Origin of the sequence: Sphingobium psychrophilum (genome assembly GCF_012927105.1) — a bacterium.
Classification (GTDB): Bacteria; Pseudomonadota; Alphaproteobacteria; order Sphingomonadales; family Sphingomonadaceae; genus Sphingobium; species Sphingobium psychrophilum.
Genome location: NZ_JABBFV010000001.1, coordinates 277,103 through 291,919, shown reverse-complemented (window position 1 = coordinate 291,919; position 14,817 = coordinate 277,103). Strand labels below are relative to the sequence as shown.

At 63.3% G+C, this 14,817-nt stretch carries 17 protein-coding genes; 10 read left to right on the top strand and 7 right to left on the bottom strand.

Annotated elements, in window-relative coordinates; genetic code table 11:
- The first annotated feature begins 1 nt into the window (after position 1).
- Both ubiB and HHL08_RS01475 read left to right on the top strand, forming a co-directional pair.
- A complete protein-coding gene (gene ubiB, locus HHL08_RS01480; protein WP_169570703.1) occupies positions 2-1,540 on the top strand; it encodes a 2-polyprenylphenol 6-hydroxylase in 1,539 nt (512 codons plus the stop codon).
- Between the two features lie 80 nt (positions 1,541-1,620).
- Positions 1,621-2,034 (top strand): hypothetical protein, encoded by a 414-nt coding sequence (locus HHL08_RS01475; RefSeq protein WP_169570702.1) that lies wholly within the window; start codon positions 1,621-1,623, stop codon positions 2,032-2,034.
- Here HHL08_RS01475 and HHL08_RS01470 read toward each other — a convergent pair.
- Entirely contained in the window at positions 1,942-2,433 is a 492-nt protein-coding gene (locus HHL08_RS01470; protein WP_169570700.1) for a hypothetical protein, read from the bottom strand. The two genes, HHL08_RS01475 and HHL08_RS01470, sit on opposite strands and share 93 nt — an antisense overlap.
- Before the next feature lie 74 nt (positions 2,434-2,507).
- Here HHL08_RS01470 and HHL08_RS01465 point away from each other — a divergent pair, with 74 nt between their 5' ends.
- The 5 genes from HHL08_RS01465 to HHL08_RS01445 are packed head-to-tail and all read left to right on the top strand — an operon-like array spanning position 2,508 to position 5,780.
- Positions 2,508-3,812, top strand: a complete 1,305-nt coding sequence (locus HHL08_RS01465; RefSeq protein WP_169570698.1) for a bifunctional phosphopantothenoylcysteine decarboxylase/phosphopantothenate synthase — start codon at positions 2,508-2,510, stop codon at positions 3,810-3,812.
- Entirely contained in the window at positions 3,787-4,242 is a 456-nt protein-coding gene (gene dut, locus HHL08_RS01460; protein WP_169570696.1) for a dUTP diphosphatase, read from the top strand. Before HHL08_RS01465 ends, dut begins: the two co-directional genes overlap by 26 nt.
- Before the next feature lie 4 nt (positions 4,243-4,246).
- Positions 4,247-4,663: a hypothetical protein gene (locus tag HHL08_RS01455; protein WP_169570695.1), complete on the top strand. Its 417-nt coding sequence runs from the start codon at positions 4,247-4,249 to the stop codon at positions 4,661-4,663.
- On the top strand, positions 4,660-5,427 hold the full coding sequence (locus tag HHL08_RS01450; protein ID WP_169570693.1) for a HesA/MoeB/ThiF family protein: 768 nt from the start codon (positions 4,660-4,662) through the stop codon (positions 5,425-5,427). The genes HHL08_RS01455 and HHL08_RS01450 overlap by 4 nt, the downstream gene beginning before the upstream one ends.
- Positions 5,415-5,780: a DsrE family protein gene (locus HHL08_RS01445; protein ID WP_169570692.1), complete on the top strand. Its 366-nt coding sequence runs from the start codon at positions 5,415-5,417 to the stop codon at positions 5,778-5,780. The genes HHL08_RS01450 and HHL08_RS01445 overlap by 13 nt, the downstream gene beginning before the upstream one ends.
- Before the next feature lie 2 nt (positions 5,781-5,782).
- Here HHL08_RS01445 and HHL08_RS01440 read toward each other — a convergent pair whose 3' ends face one another.
- Positions 5,783-5,959, bottom strand: coding sequence for a hypothetical protein (locus tag HHL08_RS01440; RefSeq protein ID WP_169570690.1), 177 nt, complete (start codon positions 5,957-5,959; stop codon positions 5,783-5,785).
- A gap of 71 nt (positions 5,960-6,030) precedes the next feature.
- The gene (locus tag HHL08_RS01435; protein WP_169570688.1) at positions 6,031-6,462 is read right to left on the bottom strand and encodes an ExbD/TolR family protein; all 432 of its coding nucleotides are present in this window, start codon (positions 6,460-6,462) and stop codon (positions 6,031-6,033) included.
- A gap of 169 nt (positions 6,463-6,631) precedes the next feature.
- Here HHL08_RS01435 and thrS point away from each other — a divergent pair, with 169 nt between their 5' ends.
- The 3 genes from thrS (at position 6,632) to HHL08_RS01420 (ending at position 11,652) form a co-directional block, all read left to right on the top strand.
- On the top strand, positions 6,632-8,611 hold the full coding sequence (gene thrS / locus HHL08_RS01430; RefSeq protein WP_169571078.1) for a threonine--tRNA ligase: 1,980 nt from the start codon (positions 6,632-6,634) through the stop codon (positions 8,609-8,611).
- 130 nt (positions 8,612-8,741) lie between these two features.
- Positions 8,742-9,275 carry a translation initiation factor IF-3 gene (infC, locus tag HHL08_RS01425; protein WP_088184477.1) on the top strand — a complete coding sequence of 178 codons (534 nt, stop codon included), beginning with the start codon at positions 8,742-8,744 and terminating at the stop codon, positions 9,273-9,275.
- A gap of 283 nt (positions 9,276-9,558) precedes the next feature.
- Entirely contained in the window at positions 9,559-11,652 is a 2,094-nt protein-coding gene (locus HHL08_RS01420; RefSeq protein WP_235954610.1) for a TonB-dependent receptor domain-containing protein, read from the top strand.
- Positions 11,653-11,685: 33 nt separating this feature from the next.
- On the opposite strand, the gene msrA is transcribed toward HHL08_RS01420, so the two are convergent.
- The 4 genes from msrA to HHL08_RS01400 all read right to left on the bottom strand — a co-directional run bounded on the left by msrA (position 11,686) and on the right by HHL08_RS01400 (position 14,808).
- Complete coding sequence (gene msrA, locus HHL08_RS01415; protein WP_169570685.1) at positions 11,686-12,357, bottom strand: peptide-methionine (S)-S-oxide reductase MsrA; 672 nt, start codon at positions 12,355-12,357, stop codon at positions 11,686-11,688.
- Positions 12,344-12,496 (bottom strand): hypothetical protein, encoded by a 153-nt coding sequence (locus HHL08_RS01410; RefSeq protein ID WP_169570684.1) that lies wholly within the window; start codon positions 12,494-12,496, stop codon positions 12,344-12,346. Before HHL08_RS01410 ends, msrA begins: the two co-directional genes overlap by 14 nt.
- Positions 12,497-12,841: 345 nt before the next feature.
- Complete coding sequence (locus tag HHL08_RS01405) at positions 12,842-14,044, bottom strand: pyridoxal phosphate-dependent aminotransferase (RefSeq protein WP_169570682.1); 1,203 nt, start codon at positions 14,042-14,044, stop codon at positions 12,842-12,844.
- A gap of 140 nt (positions 14,045-14,184) precedes the next feature.
- Positions 14,185-14,808 carry an aminotransferase class IV gene (locus tag HHL08_RS01400; RefSeq protein ID WP_169570681.1) on the bottom strand — a complete coding sequence of 208 codons (624 nt, stop codon included), beginning with the start codon at positions 14,806-14,808 and terminating at the stop codon, positions 14,185-14,187.
- Positions 14,809-14,817 lie beyond the last annotated feature (9 nt).

Below are 14,817 nucleotides of genomic sequence, written 5' to 3'. Positions count from 1 at the left end.
AATGACCGCTCACATCACGCATATCTGGCGTCTCCTGAAATGGGGCCGCACGCTGGCGCGGCATGGCGCGCTGACCGGGATCGAGCGCGATCCGCTGACCCCGGCACCGGTGCGCCGACTGGTCCGCATCGCCCGTTTCGGCGCGCGGGTGCCCAAGCAGCCGCGCTATGCCGACGCCTTCCAGTCGATCGGCCCAGCCGCGATCAAGCTGGGCCAGACGCTGGCGACCCGGCCCGACCTGGTTGGCGATCATGCGGCAAACGACCTGCTGCGGTTGCAGGATGCCCTGCCCCCCGTCCCGTTCGAGACGATCAAGGCGCAGATCGAGCAGAGTTTCGGCCGCCCGCTCGACGCGCTCTACAGCCGGTTCGATGAAGTGCCGGTCGGTGCCGCCTCGATCGCGCAGGTCCACCGCGCGCTGACTACCGACGGCCGCGATGTCGCGGTCAAGGTCATCCGCCCCGGCGTGATCGAGAAGTTCAACCGCGACATCCAGACCTATGAATGGGCTGCCGCCCATGTCGAGATGCTGGGCGGCGAGATCGCGCGCCTGCGCCCGCGGCTGGTCATCGCCAACATGAAGCGGTGGACGGCGCGCGAACTGGATTTGCGGCGCGAAGCGGCGTCGGCGTCCGAATTGTCCGAAATGATGGAGGCGATGCCGGGCTATCGCATCCCCGCCATCGACTGGGATCGCACGACCGGCAAGGTCATGACGATGCAGTGGATCGACGGCATCAAGATTTCCGATCGCGATGCGCTGATCGCGGCGGGCCATGATGTGAAGGTTCTGGCCGCCCGCCTCGTCAACGCCTTTCTGCGACAGGCGATCTCCGAAGGCTTCTTCCACGCCGACATGCATCAGGGCAATTTGTTCGTGCGGGCCAATGGCGACATCGTCGCAATCGATTTCGGCATCATGGGCCGGATCGACCGGCGCGCGCGCATGTGGCTGGCGGAGATTCTCTACGGCCTGATCACCGGCAATTATAAGCGCGTCGCGGAAATCCATTTCGAAGCGCAATATGTGCCCGGCCATCATAATGTGGATGAATTTGCTACGGCTTTACGCGCGGTGGGCGAGCCGATGCGCGGCAAAGCGGCCAGCGAATTGTCGGTCGGCGGGATGCTCGACGGCCTGTTTGCCATCACCCGCGATTTCGACATGCAGACCCAGCCGCACCTGCTGCTGCTGCAAAAGACGATGGTGATGGTGGAGGGCGTGGCGCACAGCCTCGATCCCGACATCAACATGTGGGAAACGAGCGGCCCCTTCGTAAAGGGCTGGCTGCGCGACGAACTGGGGCCGGAAGCGAAGGCCGCCGACACGCTGATCGAAAACTGGCGCACGCTACAACGCCTGCCGGGGCTGGTGAAGCGGATCGAGGACGCCTTCCCCGAAAAGGGCGGCGCTCCGCCCCCGCCCCCCTTGAGCGAGATCAAGCTGATCCGCGTGGGCGGCGGCTGGCGCTACGTACTGGTCGCAGTGATCGCGGCGGCGGCCGGGGCTGGCGCTATGTGGGTCGCGCAGTTCCTGTGACGACGAACCGGCGGGATAATCCTTATTCTCGCCTGCTTCTTGCGTCCGTCCTGACATGCTGGTTGTCGGGGCTGTGCTTCGTGCTGGAGATTTATCCCGGATCACCTTTCGGGCCGAATTGGGATAAGATTTCCGACCCAGCCAGCTTGGCGGTCGGTGCGCTGTTCCTGATCCTTCCGTCCGGCCTGTTTGCTCTGTTCGCCGTCTGGCCGATCGTGCTTTTCGTCACGCAATTCATGCTGCGCTTCGAACCTGCCGCTTCCCGAAAATTGAACTGGTTTTATTGGATTGGAGGCGGCTTCATCCTGGGGCCGATTGCTCTGTTTGCCTATTCCTTTCCGTTGGGATTGGGGCAGGCGCTTCTGACCAACCTGATTATTACCGGGATGATGTGCGGCGGCTTATGCGCCGCCCTCTGTCGCGCCATAATCGGGCCGAAAATTGACGACACGTCCATCTCTGCCGATCTTGAAACGCCCCACAAGCCCATCTGACCAATATGGCCCGTAACTGTCATCGCACTGTCCCGGCGGCCCAAAACAAGGCTTCAGATGGACGTCATAGATCACGCCGGGCCGAAAAGCAGACGCCCCCTTCCACGCATAGCCGCAGCGCTGTTCAGCGAACTGAACCGGAAAATTCATTGACGACTGACAAGAGCGAAACATCCTACCGTTCATTTCGAAGCTTATGGCCGCCGTCTTTCCGACCATCAGGGTGAGCCGCTGAACTGTTTCCTTGTTATCGTCCCAGCCGAAAATGCGTCCGACCATGCCGCCTTGACGAATATGAAAAGTCAGTTTGCCGCCCTCTAACGCGGCAATAACGACGGGTGGCGGTGGCGAACATCCCGCCAGAAGCATCGCCGCGCCGGGCGCAAGCCATTTTATCATGCGACAACTCCACCTCATCAAACGATCAATAGTCTGGACAAGCCATCACCGCACGACCAAATGTGCGATCGACCATGACCCAGCGCGTCCTCCTCATCATCTCCGGCGGCATTGCGGCCTATAAGGCGCTCGAACTGGTCCGCGTCCTGCGCAGGCGCGGAGTCGCGGTGCGGGCGGTGTTGACGCAGAGCGCGCAGCAGTTCGTGACGCCGCTGTCGCTGGGCGTGCTGACAGAGGATCATGTCTTTACCCAATTGTTCGACCTGAAGGACGAGCAGGAAATCGGGCATATCCAGCTAAGCCGCCAGGCCGACCTGGTCGTGGTCGCGCCGGCGACCGCCAATATCCTGGCCAAGATGGCGAATGGTATCGCCGACGACCTGGCCACTACGCTGCTGCTCGCGACCGACAAGCCGGTGCTGGCCGTGCCCGCGATGAACGTGCGGATGTGGCATCACAAGGCGACACAGCGCAATCTTGAGCGGCTGCATGCCGACGGCGTTCACATCATGACGCCGGACGATGGCGCGATGGCGTGCGGAGAATTTGGTAAGGGGCGACTGCCGGAACCGGAGGTGATCGCGGCGGAAATCGAGCGGCTACTGGCGATGCCGAAGGGCGTCGATCCGCTGGCGGATCAGCCGGATTTCGCGGGGGAGATGCAGCGTTTAGCTTCGCTGAACTCGGCTTTACCTCGTTTCTCGACTTCGCTCGAAACGAACGGGGCTTTGGGTGGCAAGCACATCCTCATCACCGCCGGGCCGACGCATGAGCCGATCGATCCGGTGCGCTACATCGCCAATCGGTCATCGGGCAAACAGGGCTTCGCGATCGCTGCCGCCGCTGCGCAGGCGGGCGCGCGGGTGACGCTGGTGGCCGGGCCGGTGCATCTGCCCACGCCGCCCGGCGTCGACCGGATCGACGTGGAGACGGCCCGGCAGATGCTGGCCGCGGTCGAGGCTGCGCTGCCCGCCGACGCCGCGATCATGGTCGCGGCCGTTGCCGACTGGCGCACCGCCGATGCACCCGACCAAAAGATCAAGAAGGACGGATCAGGCCAGCCCGCCCCGCTCGCTTTGGTCGAAAATCCCGACATTCTCGCCACTCTGGGCCGCCACGCCAACCGCCCCACGCTGCTGGTCGGCTTCGCCGCCGAAACCCAGCATATCGCAACCCATGCCCAGGCCAAGCTGGCGAAGAAAGGCGCGGACTGGATCGTCGCGAACGACGTATCGGGTGACGTAATGGGCGGCGACGCCAACGCCGTGCAGATCGTCACCGCCGCTGGCATCGAATCCTGGCCGACCCTGCCCAAAAGCGCGGTCGCCGACAAACTCATCGAAAAGGTCGCCCATGCCCTCGCCGCTCTTGCCGATTGACATAAAGCTCAAGCGCCTGCCCCATGGCGAAGGACTGCCCGTCCCCGCCTATGCCACTGCGCACGCCGCGGGCATGGATGTGGTGTCGGCCGAAGACCTCATACTCGCGCCCGGTGGCCGCCATGCGGTGGCGACCGGCTTTGCAATGGCTATTCCAGAGGGCTATGAAGTGCAGGTCCGCCCGCGCTCCGGCCTGGCGCTCAAGCATGGCATCAGCCTGCCCAACACGCCTGGCACGATCGATGCCGATTATCGCGGCGAATTGAAGGTCATCCTCATCAACCTGGGCGACGCCCCCTTCCCCATCGCGCGCGGCGACCGGATCGCACAGCTAGTCGCGGCGCCGGTGCAGCTTGCCAGCTTTACAGAAGTCGATAGTCTCGACGATACCGTCCGGGGACAGGGCGGGTTCGGTTCGACAGGAGTGTGATGCGATGACGATGCTGCTTTCGCTGATGCTGGCTGCAATCCCGGTGCCTGGCCCAATGCCGGGGAACGCCCCGCCCATGCCGCAGGATCTGGCCACCGTCCCGGTGATTCAGGAATGGCAGGGCCGTAAAATTTCACCGCGCTGGTCGGAAAATGTCGCGAAACTCTATCGCAATGGCCGCTGTAGCGGCGCGGTCAATTATGAAGGATCGCGGTTGCTGGAGATCGACATGCTGTTCCTGCTGTCGGGCGACGGCAAGCCGCTGAAGATCGCGCCGGTCAACGCCCGCTGCCCGGAGGTGGAGAAGTTCGTGAGCGGCCGTATCCTGGGCACGTTGCGCGGGTCGTTTCCCAAAAGCGGCGCGGCCGAACCCTATTGGATGCGCTCGCAAGTCCGTTTCCTCTGGTCCGACGCGCCGTGACGCTGCGCGACGAACAACTGGACCGCTACGCCCGGCACATCATCCTGAAGGAAATCGGCGGCGCGGGCCAGGCACGGATGCTGTCGGCGGACGTCGCAGTGATCGGCGCGGGCGGCATCGGCAGCCCGGCGATCCTTTATCTCGCCGCCGCCGGGGTCGGCACGATCCGCGTGATCGACAATGACGCGGTCGCCCTGTCCAATCTGCAACGACAGATAATGTTCGGCACCGCCGATGTCGGCGCGCCCAAAGCCGAAGCGGCGATGGCCGCGGTGGCGCGGATCAATCCCGACGTGAAGCTGATCCCGATCAACGCCCGGATCGACGCGCACAATGCCGCGATCATGCTGCGCGACGCGGACGTTATTCTGGACGGCTGCGACAATTTCGACACCCGGCTGGCGGTGGCGGACAGCGCGCAGCACCTGCGCATCCCACTGGTGTCGGCCGCGGTCGGCCCATTCGAGGGGCAGATCGCCACCTATCGCGGCTGGGAAGCGGACAAACCCTGCTATCGCTGCCTGGTCGGCGCGCCGCAGGATGCGCCAGAACGCAATTGCGCGGAAACCGGCGTCATCGGCGCGCTGACCGGCGCCATGGGCAGCCTGGCCGCGTTGGAGGTGATTCGCGCGCTGGTGCCGTTCGGCACGGACATGGCCGGGCGGCTGCTGATCGCCGACCTGCTCTCCATGCGTTTCCGCACGCTGGACGTGCCGAAAGACCCTGCCTGTCCGGGATGCGCGGTGGAACTATGCGCGCCCTGAACATCGTCGTTGCGACGGCCGATGCGGAGCGGCTGCGCGGCGCGCTGATGCTGGCGGCGGCGCAGGCTGCGCTGGGCGGTGCGGCAAGCATCTTCCTGCAACTGGACGCGGTTGCGTTGCTGCGCGCGCCGATCGCCGCGCCGCACGATAGCGCGCATCGCGCCGCGGGCTTGCCTGACCTTGCCGCGCTGCTGGACGACGCGCTGGAACTGGGCGTGATCCTGATCGCCTGCCAGAGCGGCCTGGCCCTGTGCGGCATGACAGCCGCAGACCTGCCCACCGGCGTCGAAACCGGCGGTCCGGTCGGCTTCCTGCAAACGACGGACGATCAGGCCCGGCTGCTCTTCGCCTGATTCTATCGCAGGACCGGCAGGAAGCGCCAGCGTTGCTGCGCATGATCATGCGCGGCGGGGGTGATCGACAGGCCGGACGGCGACAGCGCATCCGCGCCCGGCAAGGTCGCGAGATGGGCAACGCCCCAGGTGGCACCCAGGCAGAAGAAGGCGATCAAACCATAGCGAACCATCTTCATGCGCCCTGCCCTCCTTTCCGCCCGCCGATGCTATCGGCGATGCAGGCCGGGGGCAAGGCGCAGGCGCTTTGTCAGAAATCCTGATAGCGTTCGTTGCCGACGAAGCCGAGTTTGGTCACGCCCGACCGGCGAATATCGGCCAGCACTTCATCGACCACCACATAGCGCGCAGCGGCGTCGGGCTGGAACTGCAATTCCGGCTCCACCGGCAACGCCAGTGACCGCGCCAGATAGCGGCGCAGCGTCAGCCGATCGATCGCCGCGCCGTTCCACCGGATCATGCCGGCGGGATCGATCGTCACCTTGTTCTTCACGGGATCGGGCATGGGCTGGGACGGCTGGACCTGCGCCTGCGGCAGGTCGATGCCGACGCTGTGCGTCTGCATCGGAATGGTGATGATGAACATGATGAGCAGGACCAGCATGACGTCGATCAGCGGCGTCGTGTTCATCTCGCCCATCGGCGCGTCCGCTACATCCGGGCGTGCAAGGTGCAAAGCCATAAACCCTCCTGTTGAAATATGTTATAACAACACATGAAACATGCGCTTTGCGACAGGCGTTGGCAAGAGGGCTTCTATTGACAGTGCGGGCGGCCCATTTAAGGGGAAGGCGCGGCAATTGGGGCCGCACAACCTGCCCATTTCACAGAAAGCCATGTCCGTGTCCGCCATGCTCAAGATTACCCTGCCCGATGGTTCCGTGCGTGATGTCGCGCCCGGCACTACCCCGGCGGACATTGCAGCGGCGATCGGGCCGGGCCTGGCCAAGGCCGCCATCGCCGCGCGCGTGGACGGCGAATTGCGCGACATCACGCGCCCGCTGGAGGTCGACGCCCACCTCGCGCTGGTGACGAACAAGGACGAGGCCGACGCGCTGGAACTGGCGCGGCACGACTTCGCGCATGTGCTGGCCGAAGCGGTGCAGGCGCTGTTCCCCGGCACGCAGATTACTTTCGGCCCGTCGACCGACGATGGCTTCTATTATGATTTCGCGCCGGCAGAGCGGCCCTTTACCGAGGAAGACCTGCCCGCCATCGAGGCGGAGATGCGCAAGATCATCGCCGCCAACAAGCCGCTGGTGCGCGAGGTGATGGACCGCGACGCGCTGATCGCCGCCTGGCGCGCGATGGGGGAGACCTACAAGGCCGAATGGGCCGCCGAACTGCCGGCAGGCGAGGAATTGACCGTCTATCGCTCGGGCGACTGGTACGACATGTGCCGCGGACCACATCTGGCCTCCACCGGGCGGCTCGATCCCGCCGCGTTCAAGCTGACGCGGGTGTCGGGCGCCTATTGGCGCGGCGACCAGAAGAATGCGATGCTGTCCCGCATCTATGGCACCGGCTGGCTCAACAAGAAGCAGCTGGCCGAGCATCTGACGCGGCTGGAGGAAGCGGGGAAGCGCGACCATCGCAAACTGGGCGCGGAAATGGACCTGTTCCACCTGCAACAGGAAGCGCATGGCAGCGTCTTCTGGCACCCCAAGGGCTATCTGATCTGGCGGAGCCTGGAAGCCTATATGCGCAGGGCGATCGACGCGACGGGCTATCGCGAGGTCAAGACCCCGCAGGTGATGGACGCGCGCCAGTGGGAAACGTCGGGCCATTGGGGCAAATATCGCGAGAATATGTTCGTCATCCCCGACGAAGTGCCCAATGTGGACGATGAAGGCCCGCTGGTGTCGGACGATGCCGATTGGATGGCATTGAAGCCGATGAACTGCCCTGCGCATGTGTTGATCTTCCGCCAGGGGATCAAAAGCTATCGCGACCTGCCCTTGCGCTTCTACGAAAATGGCTGTTGCCACCGCAACGAGCCGCATGGCGCGCTGCACGGCCTGATGCGTGTGCGCCAGTTCACGCAGGACGATGCGCATATCTTCTGCCGCGAAGACCAGATCGTCGAGGAAGTCCGCGCCTTCTGCGCGCTCGCCGATCGCATCTACAAGGATTTCGGTTTCACCTATTCGATCAAGCTGGCGCTGCGCCCCGAAAAGCGCTTCGGCAGCGAAGAGATGTGGGACAAGGCGGAGAATGAGCTGCGCGCCGCCGTCGCCGCCGCGGGCCTGAACACGCCGGAGTTCGGCTGGGAAGAATTGCCGGGCGAAGGCGCTTTCTACGCGCCCAAGCTGGAATGGCATCTGACCGACGCCATCGGCCGCACCTGGCAGGTCGGCACGATCCAGTCCGACCGCGTGCTGCCCGACCGACTCGATGCCTCCTATGTCGGCGAAGATGGCGGACGGCACCGGCCGGTCATGCTGCATCGCGCGATCTTCGGCAGCTATGAACGCTTCATCGGCATCTTGATCGAACATTATGCGGGTCGGTTCCCGCTGTGGTTAGCGCCGGTTCAGGCGGTAGTCGCGACCATCGTGTCCGACGCCGACGATTATGCCAGGCAGGCCGTCGAAAAGCTGCGCGCGGCGGGAATCCGCGCGGAAATCGACGTCCGCAACGAGAAAATCAACTACAAGGTGCGCGAACATAGCCTCGCCAAAGTGCCCAATCTGCTGGTCGTCGGACGACGCGAAGCGGATGAAGGCACGGTCGCGCTGCGCGAACTGGGCAAGGAGGGGCAAAGCGTCCTTTCCCTCGACGAGGTTATTTCGCGTCTTGCAATTGAGGCCCGCGCGCCCGATATGCGGTGAGGCAGCAATGCCACAAGGGTTCGTGATTCCGTTACGGCGGGGACACGGACCCCTTTCGGCTTTGCCAAAAAGCCGCTAAGAGCCACTCGTTTTTGAAACGACCATAGGAGATACTGCTATACGTCCCCCGATGATGCGCCGCCCACTGGCGCCGCCGCCGAAGTCCGGCCCCCGGTATAACGAGTTCATCACCGTGCCCAAGGTGCGCGTGATCGACGACGAAGGCGAAAATCTGGGCGTGATGTTTACGCAGGAAGCGATCGAACAGGCGGCCGAAGTGGGCCTTGACCTGGTCGAAGTCTCCCCCAATGCCGATCCGCCGGTCTGTAAGTTTCTGGACATCGGCAAGTTCAAGTACGAAGCCCAGAAAAAGGCGAATATCGCCCGCAAGACCCAGAAGACGCAGGAACTCAAAGAGATCAAGATGCGTCCGAACATCGACGATCATGATTATGATACGAAGATGAAGAAGGTCCATGATTTCATCGGCGACGGCGACAAGGTGAAGATCACCCTGCGCTTCCGCGGCCGCGAACTCAGCCACCAGCAGCTCGGCATGGCCCTGCTCCAGCGGGTGGCCGAGAATGTCCAGGAAGTCGCGAAGGTGGAAGCCTATCCGCGCATGGAAGGTCGCCAGATGCTGATGGTGCTGTCGCCGAAATAAGCGACGCCACACCAGGTTGAGAGATATAAAGGGCGGTGCCGCAAGGCGTCGCCCTTTTGCTTTGCGCTGATTTGGCAAGGCGGCTGTGTAAATGCACAGCAATAATCGGCGCGATCTCCCGCCTAATATTGTAAGGAAAGATTGCTTTCCGCCCCTCCACCGTCAGTCGGCTTGACCATATCCACCCGCCCCGTCATCGGCTGCTTCATATAGTGCGACTTACTCGCAATATTAATTGGGGTGGAAATTGATGGTCCGAAATCATTCACTGACGTCGCGTTCCATGCGGCTTCGGGTCAGCGCGCTGGCGCTGGTCGCGGGATTATCGCCATGCCTAGCCTTGGCGCAGGCACCCGTAGGGACGGACGACCAGTCGAACGCGATCGTCGTGACCGCAGCCGGTTACGCCCAGGACATCGTCGAAGCCCCCGCCAGCATCACCGTGCTGCGCCGCGAGGAGTTGCAGGAAAAGCGTTTCGGCAGCCTGGCCGAAGCCTTGCAGGATGTGCAAGGCGTCGATGTTGGCGGCGAAGCGGGCAAGACCGGTGGCCTCAACATCTCGATTCGCGGTATGCCCAGCGACTATACGCTGGTCCTGATCGACGGCCGCCGCCAGAATGCGCCTGGCGGCGTTACCCCTAATGGTTTTGGCGAAACCTCCACCAGCTTCCTGCCGCCTTTTTCCGCAATTGAACAGATTGAGGTCGTGCGCGGGCCAATGTCCACCCTGTATGGATCGGATGCGATGGGCGGTGTCGTCAACATCATCACCCGCAAGGTCGGCGACCGCTGGGTCGGCACCGCCACCGCCGAAAGCACCATCCAGGGTGATGATCGTTTCGGTAATATCCAATCGATCAACGGCTTTGCCCAGGGTCCGGTGATCGACAATCTCGTCGGCCTGACCTTGCGCGGCAGCGTGTTCCACCGCGAAGGATCGGACATCCCCATCCCCGGTGATCCGGCGCTCACGCTAGGCCGCAACCCGGTGCGGTCGGACATCTACACCTATGGTGGCCGCCTGACGTTCACCCCCCATGCCGATCATGATCTGTGGATCGAATATGATCGCAACGAGCAGAGCTATGATAATAGCGAAGGGCGGCTGGGCACTCTGGGATCGGGCGGCTACGCACCGGAACAGCAGTTCAACCGCAGCAACTATGTCCTGGCTCATAGCTGGCGCTTGGGCTTTGGCCAGCTCGACACCACGCTGACGCGCAACGACACGGAAACCATCGGTCGCCTGATCCCCACCGGCACGCCGGGCGCGACGCCGGGCAGCGCCCGTACACTCGAAGCGCGCAACGACATCGTCGACTCGCGCTTTGCAGGCAAGGTCGGTGCTCTCGCCTTCACCGTTGGCGGCCAATATTGGAAAGCCCGCATGGTCGAAGGCGTCGCGCCAGAACCCTTCACATTCACCCAATGGGCCGGCTTTGCCGAAGCCACATGGACGATCGTCGACGGCTTCAACCTGACCGGCGGCGCGCGCTATGACGATCATTCGACCTTCGGCAGCAAATGGTCGCCGCGCGCCTATGCGGTGTGGAACATAAACGACGCTGTCACGGTCAAGGGCGGTGTCAGCCGCGGCTTCAAGACGCCACGCGTCGAACAAATCGCCGAGGGGATTATCGGGTTCGGCGGTCAAGGCCGCATCCCGTTAATCGGAACGCCGGGGCTGACCCCCGAAACGAGCACAAGTTACGAAGCCGGTTTTTATTATGACGGCCATGGTTTCTTCAGCGGCAATATAACCGTGTTCAACAATGATTTCGACGACAAGATCGCAACTGGTCCCGGCATCCCCAATTGCCAGTTCGCGGGCAATCCCGACCGGCCGGGCTGCCTTGATGTCGGGCCGTTCCCCACGGTCGATCTGCTCGGTCAGTCGATCAATATCGACAAGGCGCGCACGCGCGGCGTGGAAGTGGCGGCCCGCTTCGCTTTCACGTCCAGCCTGTCGCTGTCCGCCAACTATACCTATTCCGAAAGCGAGCAGTTAAGCGGCGCGGAAGAAGGCCTGCCGCTGGTCGGCATGCCCAAACATATGCTGAACGGCAATCTACGCTGGAAGCTGGGTGAAAAGGCCAGCGTCTGGGCGCGCGCGGAAATACGGTCGAGTCGTTATCGCGGTAATAATGCGCAGCAAAGCGCGGTCGGCGACTTCCGGGGTTACGAGTTGTTCCATATTGGCGGCTCGTACCAGATCGCACCGGCCTTCCGCCTGGCGGCCACCGTCAACAACATATTCGACACCGACTATGCCGAATATGTCTCCTACCAAAGCGGTGCTGCCACCGTCTTTACGCCTGCCTACTCGATAAACCAGGAAGGTCGTCGGCTGTGGCTGTCGGCAACGGTGGACTTCTAAGCACGGACGGTCGGGACGAACCGCGCCGCCCATTCAGGCGGACGGTTTGTCCCGATACAAGGCCGGGAACATCGCCTTGAACGCGGCCAGCTTGGGCGCGTCCCAGCGCAGGATATAGGGGTGGCGCGGGTTTTTGCGCATGAAGTCCTGGTGATCCTGCCCGGCATTCTGGAAGCCGGTGAAGCGCTCTACCTTCGTCACGATCGGCTCACGCCACAGGCCCGCCTTACCGATCTGGGCCAGATAGGCGCTGGCGGCCTTGCCCTGCTCCGCGTTGAGCGGGAACAGCGCGCTGCGATATTGGGTGCCATGGTCCGGCCCCTGATAGTCGAGCGTCGTGGGATCGGCGATCACCGAGAAGAAGATGCGCAGCAAAGTACCATAGCTGACCTGTGCCGGGTCATAGGTGACGCGCACGGCCTCGGCAAAGCCGGTGTCGCCGACGCTGACCATCTCATAATCGACGCGGCGATCGCGCGGTCCGCCCGCAAAGCCGGAGACGACGAGTTCGACACCTTTAACGTGGGAGAAGACCCCCTCCACACCCCAATAGCAGCCGCCCGCGAACACTGCCGTCTCCAGCTTGCGCGTGGGCGTGGCGTCCACAGTAGGCACGGGGGCGAGCACCGTGCGCTCGGCACGCAGGGGTGTGGCGAGCGCAAGCGCCGCCAGGAACACGAGGGCTAGGCGGTCAGAGCGTCGCACTGTTGGTCGACGTCGCCGCAATCGCGGGCGATCCGAATACCGGCGCTTCCTCCGGCTGGAGCATGAACATGCCCACCGCGCCAATCGCGAACCCGCCCAGGAAGCGCAGGAACAGATCGGATTTCAGGAATGCCACCATGGCCAACGCCTTTCTAAAATATGGTTCAGGCCGTCTCGACCTGTCGACTACCTCCATGCGCCTTGCTCCTGACTGAACGGTCGATCGCGTGGGAGCGGGTTTCGACCAGTGCCAGGGATAGAACGACGAAAGATGGCAGCCTTTAAATAAGTTTCTCTATGCAACGGACATATAAGCCGCGCTGCGTCAATCGCAAGACGGCACGGCGGGAAAAGGACCGTTTCCATTTTGTGACATTTTTGAGCGTGGCGATGCCGCACCGGCCCACACCCCCCACCCGACCGCCCACAGTATATCCTGGGTGGGCGGTCGGGTGGGGGGGGGGGGGCCGGTGCGGTCTTAGCCTTAACGAAGCGCGGCGCAGGCTTCCTGAATCCGCGTGCAGGCCTTTTTCAGCACATCGTCCGACGTCGCATAGCTGATGCGGAAGGCGGGCGAGAGGCCGAAGGCGGCGCCATGGACGGCTGCGACCTTCGCTTCGTCCAGAAAATAAGCGATCAGCGTCTCGTCGCTGTCGATGGTCACGCCCTTGGGCGTCACCTTGCCGATCACGCCGCTCGCATCAGGATAGACGTAGAAGGCGCCTTCGGGGGTCGGGCAATCCAGCCCCGGCGCGTCGTTCAGCATCGCGACCACCATGTCGCGGCGCTTGCGGAACACACCATTGCGTTCCTCCAAAAAGTCCTGTGGGCCGGTCAACGCCGCGACGGCGGCGGCCTGGCTGATCGAGCAGGGGTTGCTGGTCGACTGCGATTGCAGCTTGCCCATCGCCTTGATGATCCATTCGGGTCCACCGGCAAAACCGATGCGCCAGCCGGTCATGGAGAAGGCCTTGGAGCAGCCATTGACCGTCAGCGTGCGCTCATACAGGTCCGGGCACACCTGCGCGATGGTGGCGAAGGGCGTCGATGCGTACCAGACATGCTCATACATATCGTCGGTCATCACCAGCACATGCGGGTGGCGCAGCAGCACGTCGGCCAGCGCCTTCAATTCATCCGCCGAATAGGCCGCGCCGGAGGGGTTGGACGGCGAGTTCAGCATCACCCATTTGGTGCGCGGGGTGATCGCGGCTTCCAGCTGATCGGCGGTGATCTTGTAACCCTGGCTCGCCGGCCCTTCGATGAAGACCGGGGTGCCGCCCGCGAAATTCACGATATCGGGATAGCTGACCCAATAAGGCGCAGGGATGATGACTTCATCGCCCACATCGACCGTCGCGACCAGCGCGTTGAACAGCGTATGCTTGCCGCCCGAATTGACGCTGATCTGGCTGCGCTTGTAATCCAGCCCGTTGTCGCGCTTGAACTTGAACATCACCGCTTCCTTGACGTCGGCGGTGCCGTCCACGTCGGTATAGCGGGTCAGGTTGTTGCGGATCGCGGCGATGCCGGCTTCCTTGACGAAATCGGGGGTGTCGAAATCCGGCTCGCCGGCCGACAGGCCAATCACGTCCACGCCCTGCGCTTTGAGCGCGTTCACGCGGGCGCTCATGGCGAGCGTAGCGGACGGCTGGATACGACCCAAGGCGGCGGAAGTCTGGCTCATGGTAATAAACTCGCTGAAGAATCCCCAAGGCCCGCAATAAAAGCGGACGCGGCGTCCCTTAGTGCGCAACGGAAGACGGGGCAACCGCCAGATGCCGCTTATTGGATTTACGGCACAATAGACCGGCTATCGCCGCCTCGTCATCGCGACCATGTCGCCGCCGCCATGCCCCGCGCCGCATTGCCGATGAAGAAGCCGCGCTCCAGATCATAGGGGCGCAGATCGCCCTCCACCGCTTCCCCCATATCGATCAGGCTCTGGCGCAGGATGCCGGGCAGGATGCCCCGCGCCAAAGGCGGCGTCACCAGCTTGTCGCCCCGCTCGACGAAGATGGAGGAAAAACAGCCCTCGGTCAGATAGCCCTGCGCGTCGATCAGCAGCACTTCATAGGTGCCGCCACGTTTCAGCGCGTCCTTGTAGAGGCTGCGGTCGCTGGTCTTGTGGAGCAGCCGCAGGTCATCGGCGGGCGCATGGCGCGGCACGGCGGCGACCTTCATGATCGGATCGGGCCAGCCCCGATGATCGCGCACCTCGATCGCGATCGCCCCGCCGCGCGACAGCATCAGCCGCACCCGGCTGCGGCCGCGCAGGCGGAAGGTCGCGGCCTGCAATTCGTTGCGCACATCATGGCGATCGATATGAAAGCCGAGCGCGTCGGCGCTGGCCTTGATCCGCGCCAGATGCAGTTCCAGCAACCTGATGCCTTCGAGCGGGTCGAAGGCCATGGTTTCGATGAGGTCGAACCGTCCGTCAGCCAATGCCATTGAAACTTT

Coding starts and splice junctions, on each gene's coding strand:
- dut (WP_169570696.1), top strand. CDS start 3,787: ATGCCCTCGCCGCTCTTGCCGATTGACATAAAGCTCAAGCGCCTGCCC.
- HHL08_RS01420 (WP_235954610.1), top strand. CDS start 9,559: ATGCGGCTTCGGGTCAGCGCGCTGGCGCTGGTCGCGGGATTATCGCCA.
- HHL08_RS01405 (WP_169570682.1), bottom strand. CDS start 14,044: ATGAGCCAGACTTCCGCCGCCTTGGGTCGTATCCAGCCGTCCGCTACG.
- HHL08_RS01465 (WP_169570698.1), top strand. CDS start 2,508: ATGACCCAGCGCGTCCTCCTCATCATCTCCGGCGGCATTGCGGCCTAT.
- ubiB (WP_169570703.1), top strand. CDS start 2: ATGACCGCTCACATCACGCATATCTGGCGTCTCCTGAAATGGGGCCGC.
- HHL08_RS01435 (WP_169570688.1), bottom strand. CDS start 6,462: ATGGCTTTGCACCTTGCACGCCCGGATGTAGCGGACGCGCCGATGGGC.
- HHL08_RS01445 (WP_169570692.1), top strand. CDS start 5,415: ATGCGCGCCCTGAACATCGTCGTTGCGACGGCCGATGCGGAGCGGCTG.
- HHL08_RS01470 (WP_169570700.1), bottom strand. CDS start 2,433: ATGATAAAATGGCTTGCGCCCGGCGCGGCGATGCTTCTGGCGGGATGT.
- HHL08_RS01440 (WP_169570690.1), bottom strand. CDS start 5,959: ATGAAGATGGTTCGCTATGGTTTGATCGCCTTCTTCTGCCTGGGTGCC.
- HHL08_RS01410 (WP_169570684.1), bottom strand. CDS start 12,496: ATGGTGGCATTCCTGAAATCCGATCTGTTCCTGCGCTTCCTGGGCGGG.
- infC (WP_088184477.1), top strand. CDS start 8,742: ATGATGCGCCGCCCACTGGCGCCGCCGCCGAAGTCCGGCCCCCGGTAT.
- thrS (WP_169571078.1), top strand. CDS start 6,632: ATGCTCAAGATTACCCTGCCCGATGGTTCCGTGCGTGATGTCGCGCCC.
- HHL08_RS01455 (WP_169570695.1), top strand. CDS start 4,247: ATGACGATGCTGCTTTCGCTGATGCTGGCTGCAATCCCGGTGCCTGGC.
- HHL08_RS01400 (WP_169570681.1), bottom strand. CDS start 14,808: ATGGCATTGGCTGACGGACGGTTCGACCTCATCGAAACCATGGCCTTC.